General features: G+C 34.6%; 11 protein-coding genes. 6 read left to right on the plus strand and 5 right to left on the minus strand.

Annotated elements, in window-relative coordinates; translation table 11 throughout:
- The 4 genes from ABEB23_RS07740 to ABEB23_RS07755 form a co-directional block, all read right to left on the minus strand.
- The coding region (locus tag ABEB23_RS07740) for a PorP/SprF family type IX secretion system membrane protein (RefSeq protein ID WP_348811959.1) at positions 1 to 1,966 on the minus strand (1,966 nt) is incomplete at its 3' end.
- Position 1,967: 1 nt separating this feature from the next.
- Positions 1,968 to 3,428, minus strand: coding sequence for a T9SS type B sorting domain-containing protein (locus ABEB23_RS07745; protein WP_348811960.1), 1,461 nt, complete (start codon positions 3,426 to 3,428; stop codon positions 1,968 to 1,970).
- A 264-nt stretch (positions 3,429 to 3,692) separates the two neighbouring features.
- The gene (locus ABEB23_RS07750; RefSeq protein WP_348811961.1) at positions 3,693 to 4,988 is read right to left on the minus strand and encodes a beta-helix domain-containing protein; all 1,296 of its coding nucleotides are present in this window, start codon (positions 4,986 to 4,988) and stop codon (positions 3,693 to 3,695) included.
- 176 nt (positions 4,989 to 5,164) lie between these two features.
- On the minus strand, positions 5,165 to 5,608 hold the full coding sequence (locus ABEB23_RS07755) for a hypothetical protein (protein ID WP_348811962.1): 444 nt from the start codon (positions 5,606 to 5,608) through the stop codon (positions 5,165 to 5,167).
- A 396-nt stretch (positions 5,609 to 6,004) separates the two neighbouring features.
- Between ABEB23_RS07755 and ABEB23_RS07760 the strand changes: the two genes are divergently transcribed.
- From ABEB23_RS07760 to recA, 4 genes are all read left to right on the plus strand, one after another.
- Positions 6,005 to 7,153, plus strand: a complete 1,149-nt coding sequence (locus tag ABEB23_RS07760; RefSeq protein ID WP_348811964.1) for a DNA polymerase III subunit — start codon at positions 6,005 to 6,007, stop codon at positions 7,151 to 7,153.
- Positions 7,154 to 7,158: 5 nt separating this feature from the next.
- Positions 7,159 to 7,542: a DoxX family protein gene (locus tag ABEB23_RS07765; RefSeq protein WP_348811965.1), complete on the plus strand. Its 384-nt coding sequence runs from the start codon at positions 7,159 to 7,161 to the stop codon at positions 7,540 to 7,542.
- A gap of 41 nt (positions 7,543 to 7,583) precedes the next feature.
- Positions 7,584 to 8,099 (plus strand): acyl-CoA thioesterase, encoded by a 516-nt coding sequence (locus ABEB23_RS07770; protein WP_348811966.1) that lies wholly within the window; start codon positions 7,584 to 7,586, stop codon positions 8,097 to 8,099.
- Positions 8,100 to 8,311: 212 nt separating this feature from the next.
- Positions 8,312 to 9,319: a recombinase RecA gene (recA, locus tag ABEB23_RS07775; RefSeq protein ID WP_348811968.1), complete on the plus strand. Its 1,008-nt coding sequence runs from the start codon at positions 8,312 to 8,314 to the stop codon at positions 9,317 to 9,319.
- Between the two features lie 384 nt (positions 9,320 to 9,703).
- Here recA and ABEB23_RS07780 read toward each other — a convergent pair whose 3' ends face one another.
- The gene (locus ABEB23_RS07780) at positions 9,704 to 10,471 is read right to left on the minus strand and encodes a lysophospholipid acyltransferase family protein (protein ID WP_348811969.1); all 768 of its coding nucleotides are present in this window, start codon (positions 10,469 to 10,471) and stop codon (positions 9,704 to 9,706) included.
- A 412-nt stretch (positions 10,472 to 10,883) separates the two neighbouring features.
- Here ABEB23_RS07780 and ABEB23_RS07785 point away from each other — a divergent pair, with 412 nt between their 5' ends.
- Both ABEB23_RS07785 and ABEB23_RS07790 read left to right on the plus strand, forming a co-directional pair.
- Positions 10,884 to 12,317 carry a circularly permuted type 2 ATP-grasp protein gene (locus ABEB23_RS07785; RefSeq protein ID WP_348811970.1) on the plus strand — a complete coding sequence of 478 codons (1,434 nt, stop codon included), beginning with the start codon at positions 10,884 to 10,886 and terminating at the stop codon, positions 12,315 to 12,317.
- 44 nt (positions 12,318 to 12,361) lie between these two features.
- Entirely contained in the window at positions 12,362 to 13,315 is a 954-nt protein-coding gene (locus tag ABEB23_RS07790; protein WP_348811971.1) for an alpha-E domain-containing protein, read from the plus strand.

Genomic DNA, 13,315 nt, shown 5'->3' on the forward strand with positions numbered 1-13,315 from the left:
GAGCAGCATCAGCATCCGCTTTAGCTTTGGCATCGGCAGCTTGTTTGGCTTTAAGAGCAGCTTCAGCATCCGCTTTAGCTTTGGCGTCAGCAGCTAATTTCGCTTGAAGGGCAGCATCGGCATCAGCTTTAGCCTTAGCGTCAGCAGCTAATTTCGCCTCAAGAGCAGCATCAGCATCCGCTTTAGCTTTGGCATCGGCAGCTTGTTTGGCTTTAAGAGCAGCTTCAGCATCCGCTTTAACTTTGGCGTCAGCAGCTAATTTCGCTTGAAGGGCAGCATTAGCATCCGCTTTAGCTTTGGCATCGGCAGCTTGTTTGGCTTTAAGAGCAGCATCAGCATCCACTTTAGCTTTGGCGTCAGCAGCTAATTTTGCTTGAAGGGCAGCATCAGCATCCGCTTTAGCTTTGGCATCGGCGGCTTGTTTCGCTTTAAGAGCGGCATCGGCATCAGCTTTGGCTTTAGCATCCGCAGCTAATTTTGCCTGAAGGGCAGCATCGGCATCGGCTTTAGCTTTGGCGTCAGCGGCTTGTTTCGCTTTAAGAGCAGCATCGGCATCAGTTTTAGCTTTGGCATCAGCAGCTTGTTTCGCTTTAAGAGCAGCAGCGGCATCAGATTTGGTTTTAGCATCAGCAGCCAGTTTGGCTTTAAGGGCCGCATCTGCTTTAGCTTTTGCATCGGCAGCTTGTTTCGCCTTAAGAGCAGCATCAGATTTGGCTTTACTTCCGGCACCTCCTTTAGATTTTGCCTTCGCTTCATTATCCAATTTTAATTTAAGTGCCGCATCTGCATATGATTTCGCTCTAGCTTCGGCCGCAAGTTTAGCATTTGCAGCGGCATCAGCTTGTGCTTTTAATCTGGCTTCTTCTTCCAATTTAGCTTTTGCAGCAGCATCGGCTTGAGCTATTGCTTTCGCTTCTGCCGCAAGTTTGGCTTTTGCAGCAGCTTCAGCTCGGGCTTTGGCTATTGCATCAGCATCCACTTTTGGTGCTTGCGCTACAGGTTTTCTTGTATCGGCAGGTGGTATGATCGATCCCTCGTCCTCATCATCATCACCATACTCATTGCTTTTAAATTTATATGCAAAAACAATTTCATGCGATGCTCCAAAATTTGAAAAATCCCCCATCGTTTTCTCATAGTTATATTCTAGAGAAATCTTTGAAGTGATATTCAAACCCAATCCAGCAGACAACCCATAAAAAGTATTGTAACCCGCTTGAGCCCAAATACCTTTTGGGATACTGATCATCATCTGACCGGAAAGAATTGTTTGCTCTTTTTTCAGTTCTGTTTTGAGTAATCCTGTGAATTTACTTCTGTCGAAAAAACCATAACTTTCTATGTAACCTGTATACATTACATGCGCTTCAATACCCTTTTCTAAATTATCTTTAATAAAATTTGAAGTACTGAAACTGTAAAGGAAAAAATTATTAGCTGCTAATCCAAAGTCAAAAAAAGCAGTACCATAATTAATCCCTGGATTTATGGTCATTAAAGTATTAGATGGAATATTTTGTAAAGACGGATCAGCATAATTTGTTATTACTTTTGAATCATCAAGACCACTTTTATAAAACGCCACATTCGCACCAAAAGTCAGATTTGCATCGGAATCAAGCGTAACATTATGGGCAAAATTCCCGATGACTCCCATTGTGGATAATACTCCATAATTCTGCTGAAACAAACCAAAAGCAATTCCTTGATTTTCTCTGAACCTTCCTGAATAACTAATTAAATAGGTTTGCGGAGCATTTTCAAATTGTACCCATTCTCTTTTGTTGAAAAAGCTTATATAGGAATTCTGCTCTCTGACAAAACTAAAAGCGGGATTGACAACGAATCTATTAAACTTCAATGAATTTCTAACAGGTATAGCCAATGAAACTACACCATCCTCCTGAGAATAGAGTAACTGTAATGAACAGAAAAAAACAAGTACTATTAAAAGGTTTTTCTTCATCTTATTTTACAACAGTTATAGATCCCTTTTTCACTTTTTGGTTTTGGGAGGTTATGATATAATAATAAACTGGATTTGTATTTGTGAAATCAATTTCAGAATCAGGCCAATTGTTAAGGTAGTTGTTAGTTTTAAGCACTACTTCTCCTTGCGCACTCATCAAGATGACTTCAGTATTTGTTCCACCGGCATATTCCTGCGGAATAACCCAAGTGTCGTTTATCCCGTCATTATTTGGACTGATCAAATTAGGGATTTTGGTTGCATTTGGATCTGAACCGGAAGCAATCTTAAAAGGAACTTCCTTTGTGACAGCACATCCTAAAGTTTGGGTAATCAAAACTTTATAATCTCCAACTTCCGTTGCACCATAGGTACTCCCTGTAGCCCCAGAAATTAAAACATTATTCAAAAACCATTTATAACTTGGACTACCAGCATCAGTAGTAACCGTTATAGTTTTGGTCTCCCCTTCTTGGATGAGGCTTTGACTGGGTTCCACTGTACCGGATATTTCACTCACAAGCAAATCAATCGATGCTGTTGTGGTACAGCCACCAAAATCAACAGATACAGAATATTTACCTGCCTGATTGGTTTGATATTGATTCGTTGTAGCCCCAGAAATGGCAACATTATTATTGTACCATTGGTAACTATTAGCTGATGCAATAGTACTAAGAACAGTAAATGGATTAATAGGACAAAAAGGGTTTCCATCACTGGATGAAATACTTACACTTGCTCCGGCTGCTTCAATAACTGTAACTCTATTGGAACTAAAGTTCGCATCAGAACATAATCCGTAATCTATTTCCGCATAATATTCTCCTGCTGAATTTACTACTAATGACGGTCCTGTTTCACCAGAAATCAGAGCTGCATCTTTATACCATTTATATTTTAAGTCCGGATAATTTGCGGGAGAGGAATTTTGTATACTCGGTGTTTCATTATATACAGAAATAGTTGTACTACCACCTATACATATAGGGGCAATAGCTTCTTTATCATTAATATAAAATGAACTTTCAAATGGCTTGAAATAAACCGGAAAAGAACTATTGGAGGCAAAATTTAAAAACTTACTACTCACACTACCAGTGGAGCTTTTTACCCTTAAACTATAGATTTCAGAACCTATTAACGTAGAAGGAATAGCAAATGTAATTTTTTTTTCAGTAGATGATATATCTGTTGTGGAAAGAATTGTTGTAGCGACCGGGGTAGTGAAATTTCCTAAATTATCCGAAAGTTCCACCACAAAAGTGGTTCCTGCAGGAAAACCAGAATAAACAAAGTTCGCATCAAATTGATTGAACCCCGCCCCCGCACAAATATTGGTAAAAGGCAATTTTTTTGGGGTGATTGATTGAGCAAACAAAAGCGTGGTTGAAAAAAGACTCAACAATGTGAAAAAAACCAAATATTTTTTTATTGAGCTTACAATACTTTCTCTCATAATTATTCCTGTCTAATTCAAGCCATTTCGCACTATTAAATAAGGGATTTGAATCTTACTTCTTTAAATTAAAATCTTATCTCTTTAACCAAAAAAAAAAAGGCATTTAGTAGGTTATTCAGGCTTAACATTAAAAATTATCTCTTGCTTTATCTCGTTACACAAACTTAATAAAATAGAAAGACAAAAATCGTTTAAAAGCCAAAATAATCGACAAAATGCACTTTTTTATTCTTTTTGTAAGAAGTAATCCGTTAAAATTCCTTAATTTTTACTCATCGCTTTAATGTTAGACAATTGCAATCTGTAGTCAGGTCTTTTAGGATTCATAAAATCCACAAAAGTCTCGTTGTTACTGCTTCTGGAATATACATTAAAAAAAGCACTGTTTCCATACCAACTTTCTAAATCTTCATTATTGGCATTGTTTTCAGTAAAGATATTTCCTTTACAGAAATTAAAATACATTTCCTCAAAACGTATTTTTTTAAGATTTTTATCATTTATCTCAATAGCATCATCTAAGACAATTGCAGGGCTAAAACCTGATATCACACTTCTTTTAAGAATTATAGAAGAATTTTCAGCAACATAAACCGCCTCTTTAACTAAACCTGCTTGAATATCGGCACCAATATTCTCACTATCATTAACCATTGTTAAATTAGTAGCAGTTACTACTGTTTGTTTTTTTGTAAAATCTACTTCTTCTTTTCTATCGTAAGAAGCAACTTCCATACAATGAGAATTTCCAGTATTACTTGTTAAGTATGAAGACCTGATAGCTAACGAATTATCAATACGTGATTGAGCTCCAAAGCTAAATCTAAAATCCACTCCGGCTGATTTGTATGAAACCAATTTATTTAAAACAGTTTCACCTCCATAAACTTCAAAAGAATCACCACCAGAAAAACTAACCATTATATTGTCAACAACAGTTTTATTACCAACACCTGCTAACAATAAGGAATTGAAGTTACCTTCATTTTTTATTTTTTTCCCGGCATATTCAATTCTAACATATCTTAAAATACCTGAATTACCACTTACATTTGAACCACCATAACTAGTTAAACTAGCATCAAGATCAAAGTTAATAGATGAATATGACCCGAATTTATTTATTGGACTATCACCTAAAACAACAATACCTCCCCAATCACCGGCTTTTCTCATACTTCTATTAGAAGTAAAAACGATAGGATCTGTTTCTAAACCATCTGCAATGATTTGAGCCCCCATTGTAATAATAAGAGTCCCTTTAGATTCATAATCACCAATTATAACCGTACCAGGTTCAATTGTTAGAACAGCATTATTCGTTACATAGACATTCCCTTGCAACATATATACGTTCTTCTTTACCAATCTAGTATTTGTAGTAATATTACCTGCCAAAATTTGATTAGGTTCACCATAATCAACTTTAGCCGGTTTAAATTCCGTCCAGTTGTTTAACCAATTGCTAAAACCAACAATTCCTTTTTCTTGCTGTGCATTCACGTCACAAACTACTAATAGGAGTAGCATTATGACAATTTTAGTTAAGTTTTTCATGGGGCATAAGGATAAATTGTTACTAAATATGATCTTTTAAATTCAAATTAAAAAAACTCATTTTGATGTTTTCTGAATAAAATTCAGAAAACATCAAAAACGAGTTAAAAAACCTATTAACCTTTATTATAGTGAAAAATCAAAATAATAAACGCTGTTTATTATAAGTTACTTTTTTACAAATCTTCAAACTCGTGTAATGATTTCAAGGTATTTTCATAAAATAAAATAGAATTAACTATATTACCTTTATCAGAATACGGCAACATGCTTCTTTGAAACTGAACAGTAGCTTCCAGAAATTCAGCTGTTATCTTAGCTTGATCATCTAGTGCATCTCTATTCTTTTGGTCATCTGGAATTCCTAAATCAATCATTGTTACACCTGGTCTTGTAGCTAAAGCCACATAAGGTAAAGTCTTTACCAAAACCTTGATGCGTTCAATATATAATTCTAAGAGCTCACCTTTTTGCATCCCCTGCAACTCTTTCTTATCATGATACTTTTTTATCGATGCAGTAGTACTAATAATACTTTTAGGCAAAACCTTATTTTGAGCCGAAACACTATTAAATACTAGTAAAAAAAACACACTTAAAAAAATTATTCTTCCCTTCATGACCTTAGATTTAAAATATTAATAAAACAAAAATATACAAATAAATCAAATAAACAATTTTAATGGACATTTTATTTATAGTAAAACAATTACAACGCTTTAAAATAAGCTTCTTTTGTCGATAAAAATTGTTTTTTATCGGAATATTCGGATTGTCAGATAGTTATAAAACAATACGCAACAGAAGCATCCCTGTTTTAATTTTGATGACCAGAAGATCAGATGCTATTTTTTAAAAATTAAGTCTGAAAAATCTGTTTTTTTTATCAAAATTTAAAAAATTAAGCTCAAAAAAAAATATGTTAAAATACAATTAACGTGTTATTTAAACGTCCCAAATAAGAAACTTTATATCTGAAAATTTTTGACTAAACCATTTTCTTCTATCTTTGCTTAATGCAATTTTCAGAAATTTTAGGGCAAGATCACATCAAAAGTCATTTGACGAAAAGCGCCGATTTAGGTAGAATTCCACATGCCCAGCTCTTTGTGGGGCCGGAAGGAAGCGGTACTCTTCCTATGGCAATTGCATATGCACAATATATTTTATGTGGTAACCAAAATGGAGAAAACTCAGGAACAAACGAAGCCTGCAATATCAAATTCCAGAAAATATCACATCCCGACTTACACTTTGTGTATCCTACAGTAAGTACTGAAGAAGTAAAACAAAAGCCAAAGAGTCTTGATTTTATTTCCGATTGGAGACAATTTATATCTCAAACCCCTTATGGAGGATTATTTGATTGGTATTCCCACTTAGGCGTTCAAAATAAACAAGGTGAAATAAGAGTTGATGATGCCCAAGAAATTCTAAAATCCTTGTCTTTAAAATCATATGAGGGTGGTTATAAAATTATGATTGTTTGGATGGCCGATAAATTAAATACTGCTGCCTCTAATAAATTGCTAAAACTTTTAGAGGAACCACCAGAAAAAACAGTCTTTATTCTTATTTCTGAGCATGAGGAAGATATTATCCAAACGATTCGCTCCCGTTGCCAAATTTTACACTTTAATGGACTAAGCGAAACCAATATTGCAAATGCATTGGTTTCCCGTAATCAAATTGAATCCAAACTAGCCGCTAAAATTGCACATCAGGCACAAGGAAATTACAATAAAGCCCTTCACTTAATTCATAATGACAGTGATGAGTTTCCGTTTGACCAATGGTTTGTGACTTGGGTTAGAGCTGCATTCAAAGCAAAAGGAAATGCATCGGCTATTCAGGACCTAATTGTTTGGAGTGAACAAATTGCCGCATTGGGACGAGAAACCCAAAAAAAATTCCTGCAGTTTTGCATCGAAATGTTTCGTCAGGCTTTGTTGTTGAATTACGAAACAAAAGATCTGGTATATATGGAACCAAAAGTGGAGAAATTCAAATTAGAAAATTTTGCCCCTTTTGTAAACGGCAATAACATCAATGAAATTTTCAAGGAACTTTCAGATGCGATGTATCATATAGAGCGCAATGGAAACGCAAAAATCATTTTAACAGATCTATCCATAAAACTTACTCGTTTAATACATAAAAAATAATAAATATGAACAATGTTGCCTCAGTCTTGATTTTAGCTTTTTTAGCTATTACCTTTTTACAATCTGCCTACGACAAGCTCTTTTATTGGAAAGACAATGTAGACTGGTTAAAAGGTCACTTCTCTAAAACCCAATTAAAAAACCATGTACCCTTAGCCTTATTAAATGTATTGGTTTTAGAATTAATCTCAGGTATATTATGTGTTGTGGGTGCCATAGAATTATTGGTAGACAGCGGAAGATTATTTGGCTTCTACGGCGCCATATTTTCTTCAATCACCTTGCTTATGTTACTCTTTGGTCAACGTATAGCCAAAGACTACGATGGAGCAAGAACCATTGTCATTTATTTCATTCCAGCCATAATAGCAGTTTATTGGTTGAATTAGCACAACTTGAACTTAACAAACAGTAATCACTTTATATAAACATGACTCCAAAACATCCTTCTGAATCACTGGCTATTCTAACCGATTTGGTTTTACCGAGCGAAACCAATCCTTTAAATAATCTTTTTGGTGGTGAATTATTAGCCCGTATGGATCGTGCCGCGAGTATTGCAGCGCGAAGACATTCCCGAAGAATCGTCGTTACGGCATCTGTAAATCACGTGGCTTTCAACAGGGCTATCCCTCTAGGAAGTGTTGTTACTGTAGAAGCCAAAGTTTCCCGTTCCTTCAAAAGTTCTATGGAAATATTTATAGACGTTTGGACGGAAGATCGTGAATCTGGAAATCGAACCAAAGCCAACGAAGCTATTTACACTTTTGTCGCAGTGGACGAAACCGGCAGACCTGTAGAAGTGGCGCCAATTGTTCCTGAAACAGAATTAGAAAAACAACGTTATGAAGCAGCCCTTAGACGCAAACAATTAAGTCTTCTTTTGGCAGGTAAAATAAAAGCTCATGAAGCTACAGAATTGAAAGCGCTATTTATCGAAGATTAAAATAAAAACATTAGTTTTCGAATGAAAGACACTATCAAAAGCTGATTCTTTAAAATAATTGGCTTTAAAAAGAGGGCTTGTAACTTTAAAAAAAAGAAGTATTTTTACGAAAATATAAGTCTTCAAAATTTGGAACAAGTAATAAAAAATTATTGCCCCATGTTTCATTCGACATAAAAAAGAAAGAAAGAAAAAAATAAATGAAAGAAAAGATGAGTTCAGAGAAAGAAGCCAAATTAAAAGCGCTACAACTTACGCTTGACAAACTAGATAAAACCTACGGAAAAGGAACCGTGATGAAAATGGGCGATAAAGCCATCGAAGAAGTAGAAGTAATTTCCTCAGGTTCTCTAGGAGTTGATTTAGCTTTAGGTGTTGGCGGATATCCAAAAGGAAGGATTATAGAAATATACGGTCCTGAATCTTCCGGTAAAACAACTTTGACTCTTCATGCTATTGCCGAAGCTCAAAAAGCTGGTGGAATTGCTGCCTTTATTGATGCCGAACACGCTTTCGACAGAAATTATGCAGAGAAATTAGGTGTTGACATTGAAAACCTAATTATTTCTCAACCTGATAATGGAGAACAAGCTTTAGAAATTGCAGAGAATCTTATTCGTTCTGGTGCAATTGACATTGTTGTAATTGACTCTGTTGCAGCTTTAACTCCAAAAAGTGAGATTGAAGGCGAAATGGGTGATTCTAAAATGGGTCTGCATGCCCGCTTAATGTCCCAAGCCTTAAGAAAATTAACCGGTACCATCAGTAAAACACATTGTACTGTTTTCTTTATCAATCAATTGAGAGAGAAAATCGGTGTTATGTTCGGGAATCCTGAAACAACGACCGGGGGTAATGCATTGAAATTTTATGCTTCGGTTCGTTTAGATATCCGTCGTTCATCACAAATAAAAGATGGGGATAATGTGATTGGAAACAGGACTAAAGTAAAAGTAGTAAAAAATAAAGTGGCTCCACCGTTTAAAGTTGCTGAATTCGATATAATGTATGGAGAAGGTGTTTCTAAAACAGGAGAAATTTTAGACTTGGCTGTAGAATTTGAGATCGTAAAAAAAGCAGGTTCTTGGTTTAGTTATGGTGACACCAAATTGGGACAAGGTAGAGATGCTGTCAAAACTTTGATAAAAGACAATCCAGAATTAGCCGATGAATTGGAAGCAAAAATTAAGGCTCACATCAAAGAATTGGCTAATGCCTAAAACATAAAAAGCCTTCAAATTGAAGACTTTACTTTTACTAATAACCCGATAGTTTTTTTTAAAATTATCGGGTTTATTATTTTCAAAATAAAAACTATTTTTTAATTTTTTTAAATTTTCAACGCAACCTTTTTTAAAACTTACATCTTATAAAGACAGTCTGACTTAAGGTTTACACAAACGCATTAATATTAACTATTAGTAATTTAAAAAATGAAAGAAAAAATAGAAATGTTGTTCGCTAAAAATCGCAGAAAAACAAAAAGAAGAATAATAATTGCGCTACGATTTATATCCGAAAAAATCATTCATCGCTAGAATTTGTGCATTAGAGCAAAACTTACTCAATATAAACTCGAGTATTTCTAAAGTCGCCCGCTTACCTCATTCAAATCTTAATCTCAATGTGATTTCCTTTTCGAATTCCACTAATTGAGAATAAATTATTCCGTGTACTTCTTCCCTAATTTCTTTTCTATTCTCTCCAGTTTTACCCGAAGTTTCAACATGTGAATGAATTTTTACTCTCATAAGTCCAGGACTACCGCTAAAAAAGGTATACGAAAATCTTTTTTTATTGTCTCCAAAAGTAATTGGAACAATTGCAATTTGGTGATCCACGGCTAAACGAAAGGCACCATCCTTGAACGTATCCAATAAAATAGATTCATCATCAGGCACTCCACCTTCAGGAAAAATACATACACTTAATCCCCTATCAATCCTTTTTTGCGCACTCTTAAAAACTTTCATTCTACTTTTCGAACAACTTCTATCAACTAGAATACAGGTTCTTTTATAAAAGAATCCAAACAAAGGAATTTTTGCCAATTCTTGTTTTCCCACAAAGACGAACGGATTTTTTACTACGGCAAGCATTAACATAATATCCACCATCGAAGTATGATTAGCAACAATCATGTAACTTTTATGAGGTTCCAACTCTTGAGCTTTATCAATTTTATAATAAAAACCCATTCCGAAAAGAATGAATTTTGCCCAAATTCTGGCCATTTTAAAAAAATAAGGATAGCCGCTTTCCGTTAGTATTGAAGCAACTAAAAAAGGCAACATTATAAGTATGGGAATAGCCATTAAAACATAAAACCATATGCGCCAAACTATCCAAAAAATAATTTTAATTCCTCTCATAGCGCCAAAAATAATAAATCATAAATGATTTTCTAGAAAAAGAAATAAAATATAGGAAATATTTAATGCACTCCTGTTTTCATTGACTCGAATTAAAAACATCATAAAACCACAACCACCCCGGAAATTATAAATAAAATAACATTTAATTTACCATAATTCTTTTGAAACCCCCTGTATTTCACAACCAATAGCGTCAAAATTGATTTTTCACGATACAGAATTAAAAAAAACCGTATTCAAAAATAAAAGAATTGTCAAAAAAAGAATCGTCAAAAAAGAATATAATATTAATTATCAAATAATCATAAAAACCTAATTTTTACAGAAAATAAATTAATATTTTAGCTATAAATGCTAGTGTTTTATATGTTAAAAGCCGAAAATAATAATTTTTTAATAATGTAAAAAAATGAAACTGATACCTAAATTAAACCTTAATGGTTGGGATGAAATGTTTTCAAATGAAGGCGTAAGGGATTCCTACCGTCAAGTGTTAGAGAAATTACAATGTTCTGATTATGAATATCTAAATGACAAACAAAAACAAGCTGCTGATTTTTTTATGAATCAAGGAATTACATTTACTGTTTACAGTGATGATAATCAAGGAATCGAACGCATTTTCCCATTTGACATTATTCCGAGAATTATTACCCGAAACGAATGGAAAGAAGTGGAATCCGGAATTAAGCAAAGACTGGAGGCGCTCAATTTATTTTTGGAAGATATTTATAATGATCAGAATATTATTAAAAATGGTATCATCCCAGCGGGATTAATAGCTTCCTGTCCCCATTATATACAAGAAGTACAGGGCATTAAATTACCCCATAATATCCATGTTCACATTGCGGGTATTGATTTAATAAGAGGTGCCAAGGGTGAGTTCTATGTTCTGGAAGATAATCTCAGATGCCCAAGTGGTGTGAGTTATATGCTTGAAAACAGAGAGATCACTAAACGAATTTTTCCTAAAATGCTTTCTTCAAATCATGTTCGGATGGTAAGCAATTATCCGATGATTTTTCATAACATTTTGGTTTCATTATCTCCCAGAAACGTCTCTAATCCAAATGTTGTCTTATTAACTCCCGGTATTTATAATTCGGCTTACTATGAACATACTTTCTTGGCCAGACAAATGGGAATCCCATTGGTAGAAGGACGCGATTTAGTGGTGAATAACAATAAAGTATATATGAAAACCACATCGGGTCTTCATCAGGTTGACGTTATTTACAGAAGGCTGGACGACGAATATCTAGATCCTCTAGTATTTAAACCCGATAGTGCACTAGGTGTTCCCGGACTTATAAGTGCCTATAGGCAAGGGAACGTGGCTTTAGTAAATGCCGTTGGAAATGGAGTTGCAGACGACAAGGCTGTGTACGCTTATGTTCCTGACATGATAAAATATTACCTAAACCAAGAACCGATTCTCAAAAATGTTCCTACTTACCAAATGGAAAATACGGAAGAACGGGAACTTGTATTTGCCGATATGGGAAATATGGTTATCAAAGAAACCAATCAAAGTGGTGGATACGGAATGATCATGGGAAATAAAGCTACCGATGAAGAATTAGAAAATGCTAAAATTGCCATTGTTAATAATCCCAGAAATTTTATTGCACAGCCAATAATCCAATTGAGTACCGTGCCCTGTCTGATAGATGGAGAATTAAAACTGCGACACGTCGATTTAAGACCTTATGCACTCTGCGGACCAAAAGGTGTCGAAATAGTTCCCGGAGGACTCACCAGAGTTGCCCTTACCGAAGGCTCTCTTGTGGTAAACTCATCACAAGGTGGTGGAAGTAAAGACACTTGGATTATTCAATAAATTAAAAATAAAATTCTTTTCAACATTTAAAAACAATCCCAAAAATGAAAGTAAATATGCTAAGCCGAGTGGCTGATGGAATGTTTTGGTTAGACCGATACATGGAAAGAACCGATGGAATGATGTTAACGCTGAACACCTTTTATATCCTTTCTTTCGATAAAGAAACTGATAATTACCAAGGATTCAAACCATTATTAGAATATTATACAGATTTGCCTAAAGATAAAATAAAGGAAGTACAACACGATACAACATTTATTCTCAAATACATTATCTGTGACAGTCAAAATCATAATTCGGTAAAAAATCTAGTGATTAAAGCTCGCGAAAATGCGCGAGGATCTCAAGACAAAATTACCAAAGAGTTATGGGAGCACATCAACTCATTATATCATTTTATGAATTCGCCTGATTTGCCTAAAAAATTAGAAACATCTGATGCTTTAAAAATTGTGACCAAGCTCAACAAAGATTTCCTGCTGTATAATGGTATTCTGCAAGTAACGATGCCGCGAGGTTTGGGCTGGTGCTTTTCAGGAATCGGCAAACATATCGAAAGATGTTTGCAAACTATTTCTTTGACCCAAGCCTACTATGCTCCCATTGATTACAACTTAGAAGGAGATGAAGATCTGTTATATTGGCGACGATTATTGTTATCGCTTTCCGGATATGAAATGTATCTAAAGAGTTACAGTAATATCCCGCACAATCGTAAAGTGATACAACAGGTTATTTTCAATAGAGACTTTGCCCATTCTGTAATTTATACTTTGGAATTAATCAGTAATTATTTAACTTATTTATTTAAAGACAACACCTTAAGTGAAGCCAGAACTCTGAACAATCAATTTGGAAGACTTAAAAGTTACGTTGAATACACCGATTACCATAATCTGAGCAATCAACAATTGGAAGAAGTCCTCAACAATACGAAAGCACAATTGAATCAATTTTCGACTGATTTTTCAAAATTATTCTTTTCATATACCTAA

Source organism: Flavobacterium maritimum (assembly GCF_040049085.1).
Classification (GTDB): domain Bacteria; phylum Bacteroidota; class Bacteroidia; order Flavobacteriales; family Flavobacteriaceae; genus Flavobacterium; species Flavobacterium maritimum.